The organism is Salinicola halimionae (assembly GCF_003206065.1).
Taxonomy (GTDB): Bacteria; Pseudomonadota; Gammaproteobacteria; order Pseudomonadales; family Halomonadaceae; genus Salinicola; species Salinicola halimionae.
The window spans coordinates 16,891-39,890 of sequence record NZ_PZJQ01000002.1 but is presented as its reverse complement, the minus strand read 5'-3'; the positions used below and the strand labels follow the sequence as shown (position 1 = coordinate 39,890).

General features: G+C 60.3%; 17 protein-coding genes. 12 read left to right on the top strand and 5 right to left on the bottom strand.

Features of this window, described 5'->3' with window-relative positions; all coding sequences use genetic code 11:
* Nucleotides 1-130 precede the first annotated feature (130 nt).
* Nucleotides 131-850 (bottom strand): GntR family transcriptional regulator, encoded by a 720-nt coding sequence (locus tag DOM27_RS00695; RefSeq protein WP_110654155.1) that lies wholly within the window; start codon nucleotides 848-850, stop codon nucleotides 131-133.
* Between the two features lie 205 nt (nucleotides 851-1,055).
* Here DOM27_RS00695 and DOM27_RS00690 point away from each other — a divergent pair, with 205 nt between their 5' ends.
* From DOM27_RS00690 to DOM27_RS00660, 7 genes are all read left to right on the top strand, one after another.
* Complete coding sequence (locus DOM27_RS00690) at nucleotides 1,056-1,889, top strand: amidohydrolase family protein (RefSeq protein ID WP_110654154.1); 834 nt, start codon at nucleotides 1,056-1,058, stop codon at nucleotides 1,887-1,889.
* Nucleotides 1,890-1,992: 103 nt separating this feature from the next.
* Nucleotides 1,993-3,294: an SLC13 family permease gene (locus DOM27_RS00685; protein WP_110654153.1), complete on the top strand. Its 1,302-nt coding sequence runs from the start codon at nucleotides 1,993-1,995 to the stop codon at nucleotides 3,292-3,294.
* A 369-nt stretch (nucleotides 3,295-3,663) separates the two neighbouring features.
* The gene (locus DOM27_RS00680; RefSeq protein WP_110654152.1) at nucleotides 3,664-5,502 is read left to right on the top strand and encodes an ABC transporter ATP-binding protein; all 1,839 of its coding nucleotides are present in this window, start codon (nucleotides 3,664-3,666) and stop codon (nucleotides 5,500-5,502) included.
* A gap of 61 nt (nucleotides 5,503-5,563) precedes the next feature.
* Nucleotides 5,564-7,102 carry an ABC transporter substrate-binding protein gene (locus DOM27_RS00675; protein WP_425353278.1) on the top strand — a complete coding sequence of 513 codons (1,539 nt, stop codon included), beginning with the start codon at nucleotides 5,564-5,566 and terminating at the stop codon, nucleotides 7,100-7,102.
* Nucleotides 7,103-7,165: 63 nt separating this feature from the next.
* On the top strand, nucleotides 7,166-8,089 hold the full coding sequence (locus DOM27_RS00670) for an ABC transporter permease (RefSeq protein WP_110654151.1): 924 nt from the start codon (nucleotides 7,166-7,168) through the stop codon (nucleotides 8,087-8,089).
* A 3-nt stretch (nucleotides 8,090-8,092) separates the two neighbouring features.
* Nucleotides 8,093-8,941 (top strand): ABC transporter permease, encoded by an 849-nt coding sequence (locus DOM27_RS00665; RefSeq protein ID WP_110654150.1) that lies wholly within the window; start codon nucleotides 8,093-8,095, stop codon nucleotides 8,939-8,941.
* Complete coding sequence (locus DOM27_RS00660) at nucleotides 8,938-10,653, top strand: M14 family metallopeptidase (RefSeq protein WP_110654149.1); 1,716 nt, start codon at nucleotides 8,938-8,940, stop codon at nucleotides 10,651-10,653. The genes DOM27_RS00665 and DOM27_RS00660 overlap by 4 nt, the downstream gene beginning before the upstream one ends.
* 17 nt (nucleotides 10,654-10,670) lie before the next feature.
* On the opposite strand, the gene DOM27_RS00655 is transcribed toward DOM27_RS00660, so the two are convergent.
* Both DOM27_RS00655 and DOM27_RS00650 read right to left on the bottom strand, forming a co-directional pair.
* Nucleotides 10,671-12,167 (bottom strand): amidase, encoded by a 1,497-nt coding sequence (locus tag DOM27_RS00655; protein ID WP_110654148.1) that lies wholly within the window; start codon nucleotides 12,165-12,167, stop codon nucleotides 10,671-10,673.
* A gap of 94 nt (nucleotides 12,168-12,261) precedes the next feature.
* The gene (locus tag DOM27_RS00650) at nucleotides 12,262-13,278 is read right to left on the bottom strand and encodes a 1-aminocyclopropane-1-carboxylate deaminase (RefSeq protein WP_110654147.1); all 1,017 of its coding nucleotides are present in this window, start codon (nucleotides 13,276-13,278) and stop codon (nucleotides 12,262-12,264) included.
* Nucleotides 13,279-13,482: 204 nt separating this feature from the next.
* On the opposite strand from DOM27_RS00650, the gene DOM27_RS00645 reads away from it, so the two are divergent.
* The 5 genes from DOM27_RS00645 (at nucleotide 13,483) to pnp (ending at nucleotide 20,736) form a co-directional block, all read left to right on the top strand.
* The gene (locus tag DOM27_RS00645) at nucleotides 13,483-13,974 is read left to right on the top strand and encodes an Lrp/AsnC family transcriptional regulator (protein ID WP_110654146.1); all 492 of its coding nucleotides are present in this window, start codon (nucleotides 13,483-13,485) and stop codon (nucleotides 13,972-13,974) included.
* A gap of 167 nt (nucleotides 13,975-14,141) precedes the next feature.
* Entirely contained in the window at nucleotides 14,142-15,059 is a 918-nt protein-coding gene (gene kdgD / locus DOM27_RS00640) for a 5-dehydro-4-deoxyglucarate dehydratase (protein WP_110654145.1), read from the top strand.
* A gap of 156 nt (nucleotides 15,060-15,215) precedes the next feature.
* Nucleotides 15,216-16,556 (top strand): enolase C-terminal domain-like protein, encoded by a 1,341-nt coding sequence (locus DOM27_RS00635; RefSeq protein ID WP_110654144.1) that lies wholly within the window; start codon nucleotides 15,216-15,218, stop codon nucleotides 16,554-16,556.
* A 260-nt stretch (nucleotides 16,557-16,816) separates the two neighbouring features.
* Nucleotides 16,817-18,394 (top strand): aldehyde dehydrogenase (NADP(+)), encoded by a 1,578-nt coding sequence (locus DOM27_RS00630; protein ID WP_110654143.1) that lies wholly within the window; start codon nucleotides 16,817-16,819, stop codon nucleotides 18,392-18,394.
* 212 nt (nucleotides 18,395-18,606) lie between these two features.
* Nucleotides 18,607-20,736: a polyribonucleotide nucleotidyltransferase gene (gene pnp, locus DOM27_RS00625; protein ID WP_157956680.1), complete on the top strand. Its 2,130-nt coding sequence runs from the start codon at nucleotides 18,607-18,609 to the stop codon at nucleotides 20,734-20,736.
* A 93-nt stretch (nucleotides 20,737-20,829) separates the two neighbouring features.
* Here the strand turns inward: pnp and DOM27_RS00620 are convergent, their stop codons facing one another.
* The gene (locus DOM27_RS00620; protein WP_110654141.1) at nucleotides 20,830-21,855 is read right to left on the bottom strand and encodes an acyltransferase family protein; all 1,026 of its coding nucleotides are present in this window, start codon (nucleotides 21,853-21,855) and stop codon (nucleotides 20,830-20,832) included.
* Between the two features lie 140 nt (nucleotides 21,856-21,995).
* Nucleotides 21,996-22,952 carry a type I pantothenate kinase gene (coaA, locus tag DOM27_RS00615; RefSeq protein WP_110654140.1) on the bottom strand — a complete coding sequence of 319 codons (957 nt, stop codon included), beginning with the start codon at nucleotides 22,950-22,952 and terminating at the stop codon, nucleotides 21,996-21,998.
* Nucleotides 22,953-23,000 lie beyond the last annotated feature (48 nt).

Here is a 23,000-nt window from a genome sequence, read left to right as displayed (position 1 = left end):
CTCGGCCATCGCTCGGAGCGAGACGTCAGGGAAATGGCAGTTGCGAGGATCTGGCTGGGGGCTCAGAACTTTCTCGAGCGGGGGCTCGGGCGCCACCTATTGCGATGGCGCCAACCGGACAGACTCGATGTCAGGTGATATCGACCTGATAACGGAAGGTGCTCGCGGCGCCCCGGGAGCGCCGATATTCCAGCGGCGTGCGGTCATAACCCAGCGCCAGTCGCTCTATCAGGACTACCGGCTGACCGGCATCGAGATCGAGAATATTGGCAACATCGGGACTGGCTGACTCGACGCTAAGCGTTTCCCGGGCCGAGCCGATCAGCTGGCCGCATCGTGACTCGTAGAACGGATAGAGCAGATTGCCGAAGTCGTCGATCTCGATCTGCATCAAGGCCTCGAAACGTCTTGCCGGCAGCCAGATATCTTCGTGATAAAGGGTAGCTCCGTCGAACTGACGGATCCTCTCCAGCCGAATGACCTTCTCCGAAAGTTCCAGCTCAAGGGCGTTTGCGACGTCCTGAGCGGGAGATTCCAACTGGCGCTCGAGAATTCGGCTCTCAGGTATCCGGCGATCACCCTTGGCGTCAACCTGACGGAAGAAGCGGAACAGCGAACCTTCGAAGTTGGGCCGCAGAATGAAGGTGCCACGCCCTTGGCTGCGCTTCATCAGCCCGTCCTGGACCAGCGTGTCCACGGCCTTTCTCAGGGTTCCTACGGCAACCCCGTAATGTTTGGTCAGCTCGGCTTCGGTCGGAATGGCGCCGCCGGGCGTCCATTCTCCGGCCGCGATCTTCGCCAGCATGTCATCACGCAGTCGCTGGTACAGCGGCAGACGTTCGTCTGTCATGGAGCTTATTCCCCTCATAGATGTTCCCCATGTTATTTCAAACAACTGTATCACCAATATTCTCATCTTTAGTCGAACAAGAATAAGAGTACGACTAATGCGATGTATGATTGCTGTAGCTATACAACTATATGAATAGTTCTTTTGCCAAGGTATAACGTGTCGCTCGCCGTAAGGTGTTCATGCCAATCAACAAAGGCCATCCATGACGCTACTTTCCTCTGCCGGGCTGACCGGAGTCGACACTCACGCACACATCTTTCATCGCGGGCTGAAGCTGGCCGGAGATCGTCGCTACAGCCCGGATTACGATGCGACCCTCGAGCAGTATCTCGAGCATCTCGAGCACTGCGGCCTCTCCCATGGCGTACTGGTACAGCCTAGCTTCCTGGGGACCGACAACCACTACATGCTGACGGCGCTACGTCGATTCCCGCAACGCCTGCGCGGCACCGCGGTGGTGAAGCGTGACGTGAGCGACGAGGAGCTTGACGAGCTGGCCGAGGCGGGCGTCGTAGGCATCCGACTCAATCTGATCGGTCAACCACTGGATGATTATCGTAGCGCGCCGTGGCGCGCGCTATTCGCCAAAGTATCGAAGCGCGGCTGGTCGGTAGAGATACAACGTGGCATGGACGATCTGGACCAGATCTTGCCCCAGATCCTGAACGCCGGTGTGGCGGTGGTGATCGACCATTTCGGCTTGCCCTCGGGTGAGATCGATCCGGTCAACTCGCACCATCGGGCACTGTTGTCTCTGCTTTCGAGCGAAGAGATCTGGGTCAAACTGTCGGCCACGTATCGCAGCCGCGCGCATTCGGTCCAAGCGTTGCGTTCGATCGATCGCCTACGCGACGCCTATGGCCATAGCGAACGACTGCTATGGGGCAGCGACTGGCCACATACGCGGTTCGAAGCCCAGACCGATTACGACACGCAGTTCGCGCTGATGCAGACCTTGCTACCGGATGCCGCTGAACGTCGAAGCATTCTGGTCGATAACCCGGCGAGACTGTTCCACATCGATCGAAGCGGCTGAAGGTCGGTGCGCCAAGGGGTAGCGCGGGTCTGTCACGACGAGCCCGTCAGGCCGAATGCATTAGAACAAGTCCATCAAGACAAGCACCAAGGGGAGCGGGAACATGATGAGTCTATTGGTGGTGGGAGCGATCATCGTTTCTATCATTCTCGGGTATCGCACCAGGATCAATATCGGGCTGTTCGCGATTGCCTTCGCCTACCTGATCGGTTGCTTCGGGCTGGGTTTGAGCCCCAAGGAAGTGATCGCCATGTGGCCGCTGAAGATATTCTTCATCATCTTCTCGGTGTGCCTGTTCTACAGCTTCGCGATCGTCAACGGCACGCTGGAAAAGCTCGCCGAACATTTGATGTACCGCTGCCGGCATTTTCCACATCTGCTGCCCTTCGCGATTTTCCTGGCAGCGGTAGTGATTTCCGCTCTGGGGGCCGGTTATTACACGGTATTGGCATTCATGGCACCGATCACGCTACTGCTGTGCGAGCGCACCAAGCTCAATCTGATCGTCGGTGCCATGGCGGTCAACTACGGTGCGCTGGCGGGCGCCAACTTCGTTTCCAGCCAGAGCGGCATCATCTTCCGCACGCTGATGACCAACTCGGGGATCTCCGACAATCAGGCTTTCATCAACAGCTTCGGCATCTTCGCCAGTACCATGATCGTGCCGATCGTCGTGCTGTCCGGCCTGATTCTGTTCGGCCGCAAGCGGGGCACGGCCATGGCGTCGTTGGAGCATATCGAGCACCCCAGCCCGCTCGATCGGGATCAGCGTTCGACACTGATCTTGACTCTGTTGATGATGGCCACCGTGCTGCTGCCGCCGATCGCCAGCCTGTTACTGCCCGATAACGGCGCCGTGACCTTCGTCAATTCCAAGGTGGATATCGGCCTGATCGCCAGCGTGTTCTCGGTCATCGCGCTGCTGATGAAACTGGGCGACGAGCGCAAGGCGATTGCCTCGCTACCGTGGGGCACGATCATCATGATCTGCGGCGTCGGCATGCTGATCTCGGTGGCAATCAAGGCCGGGACTATCGATCTGCTCGGCTCCTGGATCGGGACCAACATTCCGCCGGTGCTGATTCCCGTCGCGTTCGGCATCGTCGCCGCGTTCATGTCGCTGTTTGCGAGTACGCTGGGCGTGGTCACGCCGGCTTTGTTCCCGTTGGTGCCAACACTGGCCGGCACGCTCTCGATCGATCCGATGATCATCTTCATCGCCATCGTCGTCGGCGCGCAGGCCACCTCGATCTCGCCATTTTCCTCCGGCGGCAGCTTGATTCTCGGCTCCTGCCCGACGGACGAAGCGCGTTCGGGCCTGCTGCCCAAGCTCCTTTTCCGCGCCGCGCCTCTCGGCTTCATTGCCGCGCTGGTGTTCAATCTGTTGCTGACGTTCGTATTCTGAACGTGGCGGGTGAGTGAGCGTATAGGGAAAACTCCTTGCGCTCACTCTCCATAGCGCGGGGGCGCATATTCTTTTGAGACCAGGCGTGTGACGGGATGGGTAAAATGTTGACAATTCGCCAATGATTTATAGATATTGGCGAGCTAGGCGGCACCCCGCTCGATAAAAATAACCAGGCAGCGTTGATGTCAGAATTCGAGAAAGTCTCCTCCTCGGACCTACGTGTGTCCGATTCAGTCCCCATTTGCCTCCATTTCGCCTTGTTTCCAGGACGGCTCTTCGCGCTTTCCAAACGGGCCTGGCTGCCGGAATATCGATCGGGTGCCCGCAAATCGGGCTGGCGAAGCGGCCAAGACATCCAGGGATGCCATGAATAAGCAGGGGTTGACCCCGATTCTTCACATTGACGAGTTGAGTGTCAGCTTCGGCAATTCGCCAGTGATCAAAGATTTGTCTTTCGACGTGTTCCCAGGGCGTACCACCGCAGTGGTGGGGGAGAGCGGCTCGGGAAAATCGGTGATGTCGATGTCGATCATGCGGCTTGCCGATATGGCGGGCGCCCGTTTCCCCAGCGGACGCATTCTGTTCTCGTCGGGGGCAGGCGAAGGCGTCGATCTACTGAAGTGCGACCAGGAAGCGATGCGTCGGATTCGTGGCAAGGAGATCGCGATGATCTTCCAGGAACCGATGACTTCGCTCAACCCGGTATTTACCATCGGCGATCAGCTCTGCGAAGTGTTGATCCTCCATGAAAAGCGCTCGCGCGCTGAAGCCATGGTCGAGGCCGAGCGCCTGCTGGTGTTGGTTCGCCTGCCGGACGCAAAGGCTCTGCTTGCGCGCTATCCACACCAGCTCTCGGGTGGCATGCGCCAACGCGTCATGATTGCGATGGCGCTGGCCTGTCGGCCGAAGCTGCTGATTGCCGACGAGCCCACCACCGCCCTCGATGTCACCGTTCAGGCGGAGATCCTCAATATCATGAAGGATCTGCAGGCCGAGCTCGGCATGGCAATGATCTTCATTACGCATGACATGGGCGTCGTCGCCGAAATGGCCGACGACGTCGTCGTGATGTGGCAGGGCGAGAAAGTCGAAGCGGGGGCGGTCGAAGAGATTTTCTCCTGCCCCCGGCACCCCTACACGCGAATGCTGCTTGCCGCCGTGCCCAAATTGGGCGCCATGCAGGGCTTCACGCATCCTCGACGGACACCGCTGACCGTGCTGCGAAATGGTGAACTGGTAAAAGAGGGTGACGATCGGCAGCAGGACACGGCCGACTACACGGTACCGCCGCTGCTGCGCGTGGAGGACCTGTCGATTCACTTCGACGTGAAGAAGAGTTTTTGGGGACGTACCACCCATCGTAATTTCGCGGTCTCTCGGGTCGGGTTCGAGATCTACCCTGGTGAGACGCTGGCGTTGGTCGGTGAAAGTGGTTCGGGCAAGTCTACGATCGGGCGTACGATCCAGCAGTTGCAGGAGTCGGCCAACGGCGAAGTCTGGTTCGATGGCAAGCCGATGTCGAAGATGAAGCTTGCCGAGCGACAGCGTCTGCGTCGCGAGGTGCAATACATCTTCCAGGATCCGTTCGCCTCACTCGACCCGAGACGTACGGTCGGCGACTCCATCGCCGAGCCGATTCTCACCCATGGCCTGCTCGATCGCGGCGCTCCTACCCGCCGCCGTGTCGGTGAGCTACTGGAGCGGGTCGGCTTGTCAGCGGATATGGCTAGCCGCTATCCCCACGAATTCTCGGGAGGCCAGCGTCAACGGGTCTGTATTGCTCGTGCCTTGGCTTCCAAGCCCCGCCTGATCATCGCCGACGAGGCATTGTCGGCGCTCGATGTCTCGGTTCAGGCCCAAGTGATCAATCTATTCATGGATCTGCAACGAGAAGAGGGGCTGTCATATCTCTTCATCAGCCACGACATGGCGGTCGTCGAGAAAATGAGTCATCGGGTCGCGGTACTCTATCTGGGCCAGATCATGGAAATCGGCAAGCGGACCGACGTGTTCGAACGTACGGCGCATCCTTATACCCAGCGTCTGCTTTCTGCCGTTCCGTTGGCGGACCCGTCGGCTCGTCGTCAGCGGGTGGCGCTGACCGGTGAAATCCCCTCGTCTATTCATCCGGTGAATGCGCCCCCGGCGCTAAACCCGCTACGCGAAATCGCCAGTGGCCATTTCGTCGCGCAGGAACGTGTTTGAAAGACAGAAACGTGTCCGGCATAGGAAAGAACAACACCAATCAAGCAAGGGAGATATCTCGATGTCGTCAATGATGTCCTTCAAGAAAATCACTGTTTCCGCTTTGGGCCTTCTGCTCGTCAGCGGCGCTCTCGCCTCGCCGGTCTGCGCGGATGGCAGATTGACGGTGTCATCCCCGCAGGACCCTGGCTCCTGGGATCCTGTGGATACTTTCTTGATCAACTGGGCTTCCGTAGGCACCAATCTGTTCGATGGCCTGACCTACCGGGGGCCGGATATGAAACTGGTGCCTGCACTGGCTACCAGCTGGGACGTTCTGGACGATGGCACGCGCATTCGCTTCAAGCTGCGCCAAGGGGTGACGTTCCATGACGGCGAGCCATTCGATGCCGAGGCGGTCAAGTTCACTTTCGATCGTCTGCTGGGCGAGGAAGGGGCCAAGGGGCCGCAGCAGTCGAACTACACGGCCATCGAACGCGTCGAGGTGATCGACGACAATACCGTCGATTTCCATCTCAGGGCCCCGGATCCCGTACTGCTCACCAAGCTCGCCGGTTACGGTGCGATGATCGTGCCGCCACAGTACATCAAGGAACACGGCGAGACGTATTTCAATACTCATCCTGTCGGCACCGGTCCGTTTCAGTTCGTCTCCTACGAGCCGAAAGTGGGCATCAAGCTAAAGGCCTACCAGGGCTTCTGGGGTGACGGCCCCAAGCTATCGGAGCTGGATTATCGTTTCATCTCGGAGCCGTCGACCGCCGTGGCCGAACTGCAGTCCGGTGGCGTCGATGTGGTCATCCCGCCGACCATTCCGATCGCGATGATCCCGACGATCGAGGAGGACGACAATCTCGATTTGGTCACCACCTCGGGCCCGACGGTCTATGCCCTGCGTTTTAATACCGCCGAAGGCATTACCGCAGACGAGCGGGTGCGCAAGGCTCTGATCATAGCGGTCGACCGTAGATCCATCGTCGACGGGATCCTCGGCGGCCAGGCCCAGGTCATCGCCTCGTTCCAGGGTGAGCGCTCCTTCGGCTTCGATCCGGACATGCAGCCGCTGCCCTACGATCCCGACAAGGCCAAGCAGTTGCTCGAGGAAGCCGGCGTGTCGCCGGGAGCACAGGTCCAGATCGATATTCGCGGTAACGACGCGACCTTTACCGAAGTTACCCAGGCGATTTCCGCCTATCTATCGATGGTCGGGATCACGGCCTCGATCCATCCGGTCGAGACCAATACGCTGCTCAACGACATCATTCCCCAAGGCAAGACCGGCGCCATGTTCCAGCAGTCATGGGGCGGCTGGACGTTCGATTTCGACAATACCGCCTATGCGATGTATCACAGCGGTCAGAAGTGGAACCCCTACGATAGCGACCCGAAGATGGACGAACTGCTGGAGAGCCAGCGCTCGTTGACCGATCCCGCGGAACGCGAGCGGATTCTGCAGCAGATCGCCCACTACGCAGCGGACCGCGCGCTGGAGATGCCCCTTTACAGTCTCAACGCGATCTACGGTGTCAATAAACGCGTGAAACACTTCGTGCCGGCGCCGGATAACCGGATGCGACTCAATGATGTCGAAGTCGAATAAGCCGCTTTTCTTGCCTCGCCCCCTCCGCGGGCGGGGCTTTCTTCATTCGACGGAGCCCGGGATGTGATTGGATTTATCGTGAAGCGCTTTGCGCAGGCGGTCTTCGTCGTGATTGCGGTGAGCCTGATCGTGGCGGTGGCGATCCGGATGACCGGCGATCCTGCGCTGATGATCGCCCAGGGTGCGACCAACATCACCCAGGCGGATCTCGACCGGATCCGAGAAGGACTAGGGCTCAATCAGCCGTTTCTCGTTCAGTACCTCGATTCGTTGCGCGGTCTCGTGACCTGGGATCTCGGTAACAGCTTCGTCGGTGGTACCCCCGTCAACCTGTTGGTCGACAAGGCGCTACCCGCAACGCTCTCGCTGGCATTCGCCTCGATGTTCGTGTCGATCGTCGTCTCGATTCCGTTGGGTATCCGTGCCGCCGTGGCGCGGGGGCGCGGCAGCGACCAACTGATTCGCATCTTTTCGTTGCTGGGCCTGAGCTTCCCTAATTTCTGGCTGGCGACCATGCTGGTGCTGCTGTTCTCGATCACTTTGAGGTGGCTGCCGCCCTCCGGCATGTCCGGCTTTGCAAGCTTCATCATGCCAGCGGCGACGATGGGCGTGATTCTGACCGCGACCAACGTGAGGCTGGTGCGAACCACTATGCTCGAAACGCTGAACTCGCAATACATCATGGTGGCGCGCGCCAAGGGGTTGTCAGAGCGCAAGGTGCTTTACAAGCATGCGTTGCGCAATTGCGCGATTCCCTTGATCACCTATTTCGGTCTGCAGTTCGGTGCTCTGCTGGGAGGAATCGTGGTGATCGAAAGAGTTTTCAACTGGCCTGGCATGGGAACGCTGGCCTTCGACGCTGTCGCGGCCCGCGACTACCCGGTACTGCAGTCGGTGATCATGATCCTGTCGTTGCTGATTGTCGGCATCAATCTGCTCGTCGACATCGCCTACGGCATTGTCGACCCTCGAATTCGGACGAAATAAACCATGGCTTTTGCTGCGCCACCTCGCTTGCGCCGCTTTGCGTCGCTGGAGTTCGTGCTCGGCTTCCTGTTGCTGGGCGGGGTCGTCTTCTGCGTGGTCTTCTCGGCCTGGCTGTTCGCACCTCCGGGTCAGATAAGTCTTTCCACGCGGCTGCTGATGCCGTTCCAGGACGCTGCGCATCTTTTCGGCACGGATGCTCTCGGGCGTGACGTGCTGGCCCGTGTGGCGGTCGGCGGCTGGATATCCCTGAAGGTCGGTTTTCTCTCGGTGATGGGTTCGGTGGTGTTCGGTGTGGTGATGGGCCTCGTCTCGGGTTACTACCGCGGGATCTGGGATATGATCGTGATGCGCTGTGCCGATATCCAGCTCGCATTGCCGTTCATTCTGCTCGCTATCACCTTCGTGGCCATCCTGGGTGGCTCATTGACCAATACGATCACTCTGCTGATCGTCAGCCAGTGGGTACAGTACGCAAGGCTTGTCCGTGGTTCGGTGCTTACGCTTCGGGAGCGCGAATTCATCCTGTCGGCGAGAGCCATCGGGGTGAAGAACGGTGCCATCATCCTGCGTCATATCCTGCCCAATTTGATGGGGCCGGTGGTCGTGCTGATGACCTTGAACGTGGCCAACAACATTCTTCTCGAAAGCTCGCTGACGTTTCTGGGACTGGGGATCGATCCAACGATTCCCTCCTGGGGCGGGATGCTGGCCGAAGGCCGTACCTACTTGCAGACCGCCTGGTGGATCTCTGTATTCCCGGGACTGGCCATCCTGTGCACCGTGCTCGGCCTCAACCTGCTGGGTGATTGGTTGCGCGATCTGCTCGACCCCACCGGAAGGACAAACCGTTGATCCTGTTCGAAAAACGCTATTCCGCCACACTCGACCGTTTTGTCGCCGAGTCTAAGGCGATGACGCTGGAGACCTGGACGTTCGACGACCGGGCGACGCGGCTGGCTGCGGAGGAAGGACTGGCGAGCCGAGGCATCACCGCACGCTGTCGCTCGGCCTACAAACCGCTGGTCTGCGCCTTCCGCGAGGAGATCGTGATCGAGGGTCTGGAAAGCGTCGAGGTCGTCTATCCTCGGCATCCATCCGCCAAGCCGGCGCGCTTCCTGCTGGAAAGCTATCCGCTATCGGCGCTCTATCCCGGCGTTGGTTTTCAGTTCACGGCGGGCGACGTGCGTGATGAACTGCCTGTCTATCGTCTGCGGTTGACCTACGCCGGTGGGCGAGACGAGAGTCTGGAAGTGTTAGCGCCCAACCGTCGTCATGTCGACTTTGCGGATGAGACGACCCTTTCTCCCTGCGGCTGGCAGATCGTCGATGGCTCCGCGAGCGTGTTGACGACGGCCTACGAGCAGCTGTTCGTCGAGACGATGACGGCGATTCGCGACGCCGACTGGCAGTGCGAACCCTATTTCGAAGAGCTTAGCATCACGGCGACGGTGCCGATCTCGGACGAGACACTCGGCTACGCCGATGAAGCGCTGTCGCTACGCGAGGCACTGCACGAGGAGTTCTATTTCTCGCTGCTGGAAGTGTTTCAGCGCCGCTCGGGAAGGCCATTGGGGGATCGCCACCTGCAGCCGGGGCAGATCGTGCCGGAGATCCGTTACGGCAAGGAGTGCGAGATTCGGGTGGAAACCCGAGCCTACGATCGTGAGTCGATTTCCACTCACCGCGAGCCGCTCGAGGCGGTTACCCGCCCGTTATCGCAAATACAGATCGCCGACGAGCTGGCGACCCTTGGCGGGGTCGAGTTTCACGCGACCTCGGTAGCGGGGCGCCGAATCACAGGGCGTTACCTTGCCGGCAGCGATCGCGCGATGATCATCTCGGCGGGCCAGCACGCCAACGAAACCAGCTCCCCCTCGGGCACGTTGCAGGCAGCGGCTGTTCTCGCTGCACGAGAAGGGGTGCATTTCACGCTCTGCCCGCTGGAGAACCCGGACGGCTATGCACTGCATCAACGTCTGATCGGCGATAATCCTCGGCACATGCATCACGCCGCCCGCTACACGGCGCTGGGCGATGATCTGGAGTACCGTGAAGGCGCGACCCTTCACGAGAAGGCAATCCGCGTCGAAGCCGAGCGGCTGGCCGATGCGCCATTACACCTCAATCTTCACGGGTATCCGGCGCATGAATGGACGCGCCCGCTGTCGGGGTACATCCCGCGGGGGTTCGAGATGTGGACGCTGCCCAAGGGGTTCTTCCTGGTGTTGCGACATAAGCTCGGCTGGGCCGACACTTCACGTGCGCTGATCGAGGCGGTCACGTTGGCGCTGAACGAGGTGCCGGGGCTGCGCGCGTTCAACGACCGTCAGATCGCGTTGTTCGAAATCCATGCCGGCGACACCGGCTTCGACATGATCAACGGCTTTCCGTGTCTGGTCGCCGAGGATGATCGTCACCGGGTACCGATGACGCTGATTACCGAATATCCCGACGAAACGATCTACGGCACCGATTTTCAGGCTGGCGTGGCGGCACAGCGGGCTACGGTGTTGGCGGCTTACGACGCGCTGCAGGCGCTCCCCGAAGAGCTTCTGGCCTCCTGACCCAGGTCCGGTCGCGGTCACATGCCAAGCGTGGGCGGCATCCTCGCCAGATCGCCACTGGCCTTTTCGAAGGCGCGCGCCAGCTGTAGCACGCCCCAGTCGTCGCGGGGCTTTCCGATCAGCTGAAAGCCCATCGGCAGACCGTTATCGCTCAACGCCGTTGGCAGATTGATCACCGGGGCGCCGAGCATCGAGGCAGGAATCACCACTTCCATCCAGCGGTGGTAGGTGTCCATCGTTCGCCCGGCGATTTCGCGAGGCCAGTGTGTCTCCACGTCGAACGGAAAGACCTGCGCGCTGGGCATGATCAAGTAGTCGCAGCGCTCGAACAGGGCGTTCCAGGCGCGGTAGGCATCGCCACGTTGCACGTTGGCAACGTGAATGTCCTGCGCCGAGAGCCGCAGGCCATGCTCGACTTCCCACCGGGCTTCAGGTTTGAGCTGGGCGCGGTTGTCGGTGTTGGCGTAGTGCGCGCCCAGATTGCCGGCGACGGCCCAATGGCGCAGCGTCGTCCAGCTCTCCCAGAGCGCCTCGGGATCGAGGGGCAGATCGACTTCCTCAACATCGCAGCCAACCCGGATAAAGCGTGTCAGCGCCGCTTCGCACAGGGCGAGCAAGCCGGATTCCATGGCCAGATGTCCTTGCCAGTCACCCATCCAGCCGATTTTTACGCCGCGAACGTCACGTTCTAGCGCCGGAGAAATACCGACGCCGTCGGAGACCAGCGGCTCTCCCAGCGACAGCGGAACGCGCGAATCGAAACCGGATTGCGTGTCGAGGAGCCGCGCCACGTCTTCGACGGTTCGCCCCATCGGGCCGTTGGTGGCAAGCTGCTGGCCGAACGGGTCGGCGGCGAGGCCGGGCACCCGACCGAACGAAGGGCGAAAGCCGATCACGTGATTGAAGGCGGCAGGGTTTCGCAACGAGCCCATCATGTCGCTGCCGTCGGCGACCGGCAGCATCCGCATGGCAAGTGCCGCCGCCGCGCCACCGCTTGACCCGCCGGCGGTAAGCGAAGGATCGAAGGCGTTACGAGTGGCGCCGAATACCGGGTTGTAGGATTGCGAGCCCAGGCCGAATTCCGGTGTATTGGTCTTGCCGATGATGATGGCGCCGGCGGCTCGCATGCGCTCCGTCATCAGGCTGTCCTCGGCGGCAATTTGCCCGACGAGAAGCGGCGAACCTTGAATGGTCGGCAGGCCCTCGGCGTCAGAGAGATCCTTGATCGCCTGAGGAAAACCATGCATCCAACCGCGTGACCGCCCGACAGCAAGTTCGCGGTCGGCGATCTCGGCCTCTTCGAGTAGCGGCGCGCGTTCGCGGCGGGAGACGATGGCGTTGACGAGAGGGTTCATGGCGTCGATATGGTCGAGGTAGGCGATCATGACCTCGCGACAGGAAACCGATCGATCATGGATGCGTCGCGATAGTGTGGTGGCGTTCCAGGTCACGATCTCGGCCAGCGGCGGTCGAGCGGATGTTTGAGCGGAGGTGTGAGCGGAAGCGTTGGACATCGGCAGAGGTTCCGGCAAAAGAGGATGGCAATCAGCATACCGCAGAGGCGTGGCCGGCACGCCTCTGCGGTTTTCGGAGTTGTCGTCTTTCGGCTCAGCCCTGATGAAACAGCTCGGCATAGGCGCTCAATGCCGGTGCGCCGCCCAGATGAGCGTAAAGCACTTTCGAACCCGCCGGAAATTCGCCCAGGCGGATCTTTTCGATCATGCCGTGCATCGACTTGCCTTCGTAGACCGGATCCGTGAGTACACCTTCGAGTCGGCCGCAAAGGCGAATCGCTTCCAGCGTGCCGTCATTGGGCAGGCCATATTCCGGATAGCCGAAGCGGGTATCGAGCACTACGTCGTCGGCGCTGATCGGCTGCCCGAGCTCGACCAGTTCGGCGGTGTTCTGGGCGATCCGCAGAATCTGGGCGTGGGTCTGTTCCGGCTTGGCCGAAGCATCGATACCGATCACCTGGCGGGCGCGCCCATCGGCAGCAAAGCCCACTACCATGCCGGCCTGAGTGCTGCCGGTGACCGAGCAGACGACGATATAATCGAAGGTGAAGCCCAGCTCGCGCTCTTGCTGGCGGACTTCCTCGGCGAAACCCACGAAACCCAGCCCGCCGTAGGGATGTTCGGAACAGCCGGCGGGAATCGGATACGGCTTCCCACCCTTCGCACGTACGCTTTCCATGGCGCGTTCCCAGCTCTCGCGGATGCCGATATCGAAGCCGGCGGGATCGAGACGCACGTCGGCACCCATGATGCGCGACAGTTCGATATTGCCGACTTTGTCATAGCTGGCGTCGTGATAGTTCACCCAGTTTTCCTGCACCAGCACGCACTCGAGCCCCAGATGCGCGGCGACGGCGGCAACCTGACGGGTCTGGTTGGATTGAATGCCACCGATCGACACCAAAGTGTCGTAGCCGCCTTCGAGCACTTCGGGGATCAAATACTCGAGCTTGCGCGTCTTGTTGCCGCCGAAAGCGAGGCCGCTATTGCAGTCCTCGCGCTTGGCATAGAGTTCGACGTCGCCACCGAGATGCTCGCTCAGGCGCTTGAGCGGGGTGATCGGTGAGGGGCCGAAAGTCAGCGGATAACGGGAAAATTTATCAAGTTTCATGGCGGATCCGGTTGTTGTTGTGGCGTCGTCGTGGAGTTGTCTCGAAAGGAACCCGATCTATCCTAAAGTGAAATTGGAAAGGTTGAGTTGCAAATTAAAGGCTTTTTATGACATTAAGATTTGCTAATTTCGGCCATAAGTGATTTATATTCTGTCATTGGGTATTTAAGCGAAATTAAATTAATCGAGAGTGGATAAGCAGCTGTGCCGGAATCCGACAACCACGCTAGTGCATCGCTGGATCGCATCGACCGCCAGGTTCTCGAGCTGCTGCAGCGTGATGCATCGATCTCCAATGTCGCTCTGGCGGAGCGCGTCAACTTAAGCCCTCCTGCTTGTCTTCGCCGTGTCGAACGGCTCAAGCAGGCCGGTATCATCAAGCGCACGGTGGCGCTGCTGGATGCCGAGCGCCTCAACGCCGGTATGGTGGTATTGATCGGAGTCGTGCTGGATCGTTCGACCCCACAGTCGTTCGCCGATTTCGAAGCCGCCGCACAGCATATTTCAGGCTGCATGGAGTGCCATGTGGTCACCGGCGAATTCGATTATTTCCTGCTGATTCGCACCCGCGACAACCAGAGCTTCAATCGGTTGCATGCCGAGCAGTTGATCTATTTGCCCGGCGTACGCCAGATCCGTTCCTTCATGGGATTGCGCGAGGTGCTGTCGACGACTCAGCTACCGTTCGGACGCTGATGGGTCGCCTGCAAACTGAAATTCATCTAAGGTCTAACGGCATTTTAGTATGATGTATGACAACATGCGCCCATCAAATACAGCTGCGCTTTGGTTGGCCCGGTCAGGTCTTGCGGTCGAGCGACTGAATGGCAGATTGACGTTAACCCACGATGAGGGGAATCCAGGTGAATTTTTCCAAAGAAGCGGTTGTTGCCTCCATTACCGACGGTCTGCTGTCGTTCCCGGTCACCGATTTCGATGCCAACGGCAAGTTCGACGTCGAGAGCTACCGCCGCCGGCTGCTGTGGCTGAAGGACTACGAGGTTTCCGCTCTCTTCGTGGCCGGCGGCACCGGCGAATTCTTCAACATGACGATCGAAGAGTATCGTGAGATCGTGACGGTCGCGGTGGAAACCCTCGGCGGGCATGTGCCGATCATCGCCAGCGCCGGTCAGAGCGCGGGACTCGCCAAGGCGCATGCCAAGGCCGCCCAGGAAGCCGGTGCCGATGGCATTTTGCTGATGCCGCCGTACCTCACTGAATGTCCCCAGGCCGGTATCGTCGAATATGCCGCCAGTGTGTGCGATTCCACCGATCTCAGCGTAATCTACTACAATCGTGCCAATGGCTATCTCAACGTCGACGCCGTTCAGGCGCTAGCTGATCGCTGCCCGAATCTGGTCGGTCTGAAAGACGGCAAGGGCGATATGCAGGCGCTCAACATCATCATCAAGACGCTGGGCAATCGTCTCGCCTACGTCGGCGGCGTACCGACGGCCGAGATCATTGCCGAAGCCTATCTGGCCATCGGTGTCAGCACCTACTCTTCTGCCGTGTTCAACTTCGTGCCCGAAATGGCGGTGAAGTTCTACCAGGAACTGCGCAAGGGCAATAGCGAGTTCGTTCGCCAGGCAACGCGCGACTTCTTCGTGCCGTTCGTCACCCTACGCGATACCCAGAAAGGCTATGCCGTGAGTCTGATCAAGGCCGGTGCCGATCTGGTCGGCTATCCCGGTGGCGAGGTGCGCGCGCCGCTGACCATGCCCAGCGAGAAAGAGCGAGCGACTCTCAAACAGCTGATCGAAAAAGCCAACGCGCTCTGATTCTGAATTCAGAATCACCGGGGCGGACCGGTGCCGCCCTTCGATTGTCGATGAACGCCCTTCGGCGTGAGCGAATTTCAATGAGAATCAATGGCTCGGTGGCCCTTCGCTTTGGGTCAGCGTACGCCGTGCCTTCGATGAATGGAGACCCTCGCTATGCCGAGTCATGCCACACCCACGGTTACGGACATGAAAGTGATTCCGGTCGCCGGCCGGGACAGTATGCTGCTCAATATCGGTGGCGCGCACTCTCCCTATTTCACTCGAAACCTGATCATTCTCGAGGATAGTGCCGGCAACGTGGGCGTTGGCGAAGCGCCAGGTGGTGAGACGATCCAGCGCTCGCTGGAGCAGGCCCGGCCGCTGGTCGTGGGCCAGCCTATCGGCAAGCTGCGTTCGATGGTGTCGTCGTTGCATTCCGCCGGTCGCGGTGCCGATTTCGAGGATTTCGGCAAGGGGTCCTGGACCTTCGAGCTGCGCGTCAACGCGGTAGCGGCACTCGAGGCAGCATTACTCGACCTGTTCGGCAAGTTTCTCGATGTGCCGGTGGCCGAGCTGCTGGGTGACGGCAAGCAGCGCGATAGCGTCGAGGTGCTGGGTTATCTGTTCTTCATCGGCGATGGTCATGCCACGCCGCTCGGCTATCGCCACGGTACCGACGGTGCCAGCCACGACTGGTATCGCCAGCGTGATGAAACGGCGATGACGCCCCAGCGGATCGTCGAACTCGCCGAGGCGGCGCATGATCGTTACGGCTTCAAGGACTTCAAGCTCAAGGGGGGGGCGCTACCGGGCGAGCAGGAGATCGAGGCCGTTACCGCGCTCCACAATGCCTTTCCCGAAGCGCGCACCACCATCGACCCCAACGGGGCCTGGTCGCTGAACGAGGCGATCCGGCTATGCAAAAACCTGCATGACGTGATTGCTTACGCAGAAGATCCGTGCGGCGCTGAACAGGGCTTTTCAGGTCGCGAGATTCTGGCCGAATTCCGCCATGCCACCGGGTTGCCGGTCGCCACCAATATGGTCGCGACCAACTGGCGCGAAATGGCCCACGCGTTGATGCTGCGTTCGGTCGACATTCCGCTGGCCGACCCGCATTTCTGGACGCTCTCCGGCGCGGTGAGGGTCTCTCAGCTGTGCCAGGATCACGGCATGACCTGGGGTTCTCACTCCAACAATCATTTCGATATCTCGCTGGCGATGTTTGCCCAGGTCGGTGCAGCCGCCGTCGGTCGCACCACTGCGTTGGACACGCACTGGATCTGGCAGGAGGGCGATGCCCGGCTAACCCGTAACCCGCCGGAGATCGTCGACGGCAAGGTCGCAGTGACGGACGCCCCCGGACTGGGTATCGAGATCGATATGGCGCAGATCGAACAGGCCAATGCGCTTTACCGCAGTTTGCCAGCCGGGGGGCGCAACGACGCCATGGCAATGCAGTACATGATCGATGGCTGGCAGTTCGATCCCAAGCGTCCGGCCCTGGTTCGTTGAAACGGTGATGCGTTGGCCCCACCTATCAATGACGGCCCGACATGAAGGATCTGACGCGAGAATGGCCTCAGCACACTACCTTGTATAAAGAACGTTCTTGTGCAAGAAACGATGTCGGGAAACAACGATATCGAGCAGTAACCGGTGTTGTGCAAGCACCGACGCCGTGAAAAAAAATTGTGCCATGGCGGGCAGAACGCAAGTCGTATCCGGCCAAGGCTGGAGAAGAATCCGTATCCACCATCACTGCAGGAGGCAAGATGAATCTGACAGGTGAAATGCTAATCGGTCAGCAGACCGCGAAAGGCAGCCGTGACCCGATTCAGGCAATCAATCCGGCCACCAACGAGCGTCTCGAGCCGGCCTATCCTGGCGGCACCCAAGCGGAAGTCGAGCGTGCCTGCGAACTGGCCTGGAGCGCTTTCGACAGCTATCGCGAGACCTCGCTCGAGGATCGCGCCAAGTTTCTGGAAACCATTGCCGACGAGATCGAAGCGATTGGCGATGACTTGATCGAGCGTGCCGTGGCGGAGTCTGGTCTGGCCCAGGGTCGAATTCAGGGCGAGCGCGGCCGGACGTGTGGTCAGCTGCGCCTGTTCGCCAAGACCGTGCGTGCCGGTGAATGGCTCGACGTTCGCATCGATCCGGCGCTGCCGGATCGTCAACCGATGCCGCGGGTCGACCTGCGCCAGCGTCACATCGCGCTGGGCCCGGTCGTGGTATTCGGTGCCAGCAACTTCCCGCTGGCGTTCTCCGTGGCCGGCGGCGACACGGCTTCCGCACTGGCGGCGGGCTGCCCGGTCATCGTCAAGGCGCACGGCGCGCACCCCGGCACCAGCGAACTGGTGGGCCGTGCGATTCAGGCTGCGGTCAAGAAGTGCGGCCTGCCGGAAGGCGTGTTCTCGCTGATGTTCGGCTCCGGTCGCGAAGTCGGCACCGCACTGGTCACCGATTCACGCGTCAAGGCGGCCGGCTTCACCGGTTCGCGCAGTGGCGGTCTGGCACTGTGGAAGGCCGCCCAGTCGCGTCCCGAGCCGATCCCGTTCTATGCCGAGATGAGTTCCATCAACCCTGTCTTCCCGTTGCCGGCAGCACTGAAAGCGCGCGGCGAAGAGATGGGCAAGGCGTTCGTGGGTTCGCTCAACATGGGTGCCGGTCAGTTCTGTACCAATCCGGGGCTGGTCGTCGCGATCAAGGGACCGGAGCTGGATGCCTTTGTCGCCGCCGCGGGTGAAGCGGTCAAGGGTAGCGCAGCCCAGACCATGCTCACGCCGGGTATCTTCGATGCCTACGAGAACGGCGTCAGCGCATTGAGCGGTAGCGGCAAGGCGAAAGAAGTGGCACGCGGCCAGAAAGGCGAAGGTCCCAACCAGTGCCAGACGGGTCTGTTCGTGGCGTCGGCACAGGATTTCCTGGGTAGCGAGGCGCTGCAGGACGAGGTCTTCGGTTCGACTTCGCTGGTGGTCGAGTGCGCCGATGCTGGCGAGCTCAAGCAGGTTGCCGAGCATCTGGAAGGTCAGTTGACCGCCACGCTGCAGATGGACGACGCCGACCTGGATGCCGCCAAGGCGCTGCTGCCTATTCTCGAGCGCAAGGCAGGCCGCGTCATGGTCAACGGTTGGCCGACCGGGGTGGAAGTGTGTGATGCCATGGTTCACGGCGGTCCGTTCCCGGCGACTTCCGACTCGCGCACGACCTCTGTGGGCACGGCGGCGATCTTCCGCTTCCTGCGTCCGGTCTGCTACCAGGATCTGCCGGATGCGCTGCTGCCGGAAGCGATCAAGCATGACAATCCGCTGAAACTGAAGCGCCTAGTGGATGGCAAGCGCGAAGCCTAAGAAGGCCAAGCGACTGCGATGTCGCCAACGGCGACGTCATCGCCCAACGACCCTCGCCCCCGTGGCGGGGGTCGTTGCGTTCTGGGCTCGTGTTTTCCTTGATGGACAGCATGGGACCAAGGTCGCTGATCGGTAGCCCTGTCCTCGACGAACGCCTAGAATAAGCGCCGAGTCAAAACGACCCAATGAATTCGACAAGTAAAGGAAAGCCCGTGAACCCGGTTCAGACCACATTCCAGTACGGTTCGAGTACCGTCACGCTAGAAACTGGCCGTATCGCCCGTCAGGCAACCGGTGCCGTGCTGGTCACCATGGACGACACAGTCGTTCTATGTACTGTCGTTGGCCGCAAGACGCTCAAGCCCGGCCAGGATTTTTTCCCGCTCTCCGTGCATTACCAGGAGAAGACCTATGCCGTGGGCAAGATCCCCGGTGGCTTCTTCAAGCGCGAAGGGCGCCCGACCGAAAAAGAAACGCTGACCTCGCGTCTGATCGATCGACCGATTCGTCCGCTGTTTCCCAAAGGCTTCATGAACGAAGTCCAGGTCATCTGTAACGTGCTGTCCGCCGATCGCAATCAGGACCCCGACATCGCCGCGATGATCGGCACGTCTGCGGCATTGGCGATCTCTGGTCTGCCATTCAGCGGTCCCATCGGTGCGGCACGTGTCGGCTTTACCGAATCGCGCGGCTACTTCCTCAACCCGACCGTCGAAGAACTCGCCACGTCAGAGCTCAACATGGTCGTGGCCGGTACCGACAAGGCCGTGCTGATGGTCGAGTCCGAAGCCAAGGAGCTGACCGAAGACGAAATGCTGGGTGGCGTGCTGTTCGCGCATCAGGAGATGCAGGTCGCGGTCGATGCGATCAAATCGCTGGTCAGCGAAGCGGGCAAGCCGAAGTGGGACTGGCAGCCGGCCGCCGACAACGTCGAGCTCAAGCAGGCGATTGCGGCGTCTTTCGAAAGTGCCGTGGGCGAAGCCTACCGCATCACCGACAAGATGGCGCGTCAGGACGCGCTGGCCGAGATCCGCACCAAGGCCATCGAGCAGTTGGCCAGCGGTGACGCGGCGCAATTCAGTGTCGACGAAGTCTCCGGTGCGCTGGCGGGTCTCGAGAAGAAAACCGTGCGCAGTCGGGTCGTCGCTGGCGAGCCGCGCATCGACGGCCGCGATCACAAGACCGTGCGCCCGCTCGACATCAAGGTCGGCGTGCTGCCGCGCACCCACGGTTCGGCGCTGTTCACCCGCGGCGAGACGCAGGCGATGGTCATCGCTACGCTGGGTACGCTGCGCGACGCCCAGCTGATCGAATCGCTGGAAGGTGAGCGCAAGGATCGCTTCCTGATGCACTACAACTTCCCTCCGTACAGCGTGGGCGAAGCCGGTTTCATGGGCGGACCCAAGCGTCGCGAGATCGGCCATGGCCGTCTGGCGCGTCGCGGCATCCAGGCAATGCTGCCCAACGATGACGACTTTCCCTACACCATTCGCGTCGTCTCCGAGATCACCGAGTCCAACGGTTCCAGCTCGATGGCTTCCGTATGCGGCGCGTCACTCGCGTTGATGGATGCGGGCGTGCCGATCAAGGCGCCGGTAGCGGGTATCGCCATGGGTCTGGTCAAGGACGACGATGGTTTCGCCGTGCTGACCGATATCCTGGGTGACGAAGATCACCTCGGCGACATGGACTTCAAGGTGGCCGGTTCCGTCAACGGCGTGACCGCGCTGCAGATGGACATCAAGATTGAAGGCATCAACGAAGAGATCATGGAGACCGCGCTGCAGCAGGCGCATCAGGCGCGTATCGATATCCTCGATCAGATGAACGTCGTGATTGCCGAGAGCCGTAACGAAGTCTCCGACTACGCGCCGGCGATGCAGACGATCAAGATCTCGCCGGACAAGATCCGCGATGTTATCGGCAAGGGCGGTGCGACCATTCGCGGCATCTGTGAAGAGACCGGCGCCTCCATCGATATCGATGACGACGGCACCGTGCGCATCTACGCTGAAGACCGTTCCGCGGCCAAGCGCGCCATCGACACCGTGCTAGGCATCACCGCCGAAGCCGAGATCGGCAAGCTCTATCGCGGCAAGGTCGTGCGTCTCGCCGACTTCGGCGCCTTCGTCAACTTCATGCCGGGTACCGACGGCCTCGTGCACATCTCCCAGATCGTGCCGGAGCGCGTCAACGACGTGAAGGATTACCTGAGCGAAGGCCAGGAAGTCACGGTCAAGGTGCTGGATATCGACAACCGCAACCGCGTGAAGCTGTCGATCAAGGAGATCACGCCGGAAGAGAAGGCCGCCTTCGAGGCGACGCTCGAAAGCGAAGAGTGATTCCCCGGCGGTAACCGCCAATGCTCCATAAATAACGCCCGGCCTGGGTCACGCAGGCCGGGCGTTTTTTTATGGGCGTTTTTATGAATTAGCTCATGCCGCGGCGGTTCGAGGGCTCGGCGTCGGCAGATGCCGCTTGAGCCGACGCGAGAATTTCTTCTCTACGAATTCGAAGCTTAGCCAGGAGCAGAGTGCGATGATCGGCAGACAGACCGCCAGCGCCAGGTAAGGGCTGAGGCCGAACTGCTCGGTCAGGACGTAGTTTCCTGACCACAGGACGATCACGTGCAGTAAGTAGGTGGAATAGGACCAGTCCCCCATCGCCTTGACGACGCGGTTATCGCCGATCCGTGACTCCAGGCCGATGAATGCGATGACCAGCAGGGCGCTGGGCAAGCCCCAGACGAAGAAACGGACGGCGCCGCTGGGGTCGTTGAAGCAGAGAATCGTCGCGGTGCTGGCAAGCGCCAGAGCCATTGGCCACCAGCGACCGCCGGGAATTCCGTAACGGTGATAGACGACACCGATACCCATTCCTAACAGGAATTGGAAAATGATCGGATCCGTGTAGAAATTGCTGATGAAGGGTTGCCGGGCAAACAGGGTATTGATGACGACGATGGTCAGAACCACCGCCCACAACCGCCATTCGCGCTTGAGCACCAGCGAGGCGGCGAAGACCACGTAGAACAGCATTTCGAAGTTGAGCGTCCAGCCCACCGGCAGGATGGGAAAGTAACCATAGCCGGCCGGGTTCTCCGTCGGGATGAAGAACAGCGACAGAATCAGTTGCTTGAGGCCCAGGCCGTACTCTGGCATGACATCGCTGGCGAAATAGATGACCAGCGCGGTGATGGCGGTATAGAGCCAGTAGGCGGGAACGATCCGGGCCAGACGATGCAACAGGAACTGCGGCATCGTTAGCCGTTTGCCACGGCTCGAAACATAAATGACGAAGCCGCTGATGACGAAGAAGATATCCACGCCCACCTGCCCGCGGGTGGAGAACAGGTATTCGACCCAGTTGTTGGCATCGAAACCAAAAAACACCTGCATAAAATGGTGAAAAACGACGATCCACGCCGCCAGGGCTCTCAGTGCCTGCACGGATACCAACATTGCTGCTTTCCCTAGCTTGAACGAACGGTGAGTTCACTCAGAAGGCCAGCGGCGGAAAAAGTTCTACGGTTTGACACGAAATTACAAAACGCTGTTCGTGATGACTTCACTAGTCTTTCGATCCTGCGGGAGAGTCGTGTTCAAACCTTGCGCAGCGCGACCTGCTCCACCAGGTGATCGCAGCCCTTGCGCAGGATCAGGTCGGCGCGGGGACGGGTGGGCAGAATATTCTCGCGTAGATTACGTCGGTTGATGTCTCGCCACAGTCCCTCCGCGATCTCGACCGCTTCGGCTTCCCCGATCTGGGCGTAGCGATGAAAGAACGAATCGGCGTTCTGGAAAGCGGTCTGTCGCAGCAGCTTGAAGCGCTCCAGATACCAGTCGTGGATATGGTCCTCCTCGGCATCGATATAGATCGAGAAGTCGAAGAAATCCGACACGAATGGCACCATCTTGCCGTCTTCCGGCAGGTCACGGACCTGAAGCACGTTGATGCCTTCGACGATGAGGATGTCGGGGCAGTCGACGGTCTGATACTCATGCTCGCGCACGTCGTAGGTCAGGTGCGAATAGAGCGGGGCCTGAACATGGCGGGCACCGGCCTTGATCCAGGAAAGAAAACGCAGCAGGGCGCCGATGTCGTAACTGTCGGGAAATCCCTTGCGAGCCATCAGATCCTTGTCGCGCAGCACAGCGTTGGGATAGAGAAAACCGTCGGTCGTGACCAGATCGACCTTGGGGCTCGACGGCCAGCGCGCCAGCAGCTCCTTGAGAATGCGCGAGGTGGTGGATTTTCCCACTGCGACCGAACCGGCGATACCAATGATGAACGGCGTCTTCTGGGTATCATCGATGTCCAGGAAGCGTTTGCGTTGGGCGTAGAGACGCTGACTGGCTTCGACGTAGGAAGAGAGTAGCCGGGATAGCGATAGATAGATCCGCCGCACTTCGCCCAGATCGATTGGATCGTTGAGTGAGCGTAGCCGTCGCAGCTCTTCGGCAGATAGTGTCTGCGGCGTGTCGGCTCGAAATTCGGCCCACTGCTCGGCCGTGTAGAACTGATACGGAGAGAAGGGGTCCGGTCTCAATTGATTCATCGGGTCTCTTTCGCTGACGAGCTGGCGGCGGGGTCAAGGCGCTGCCAG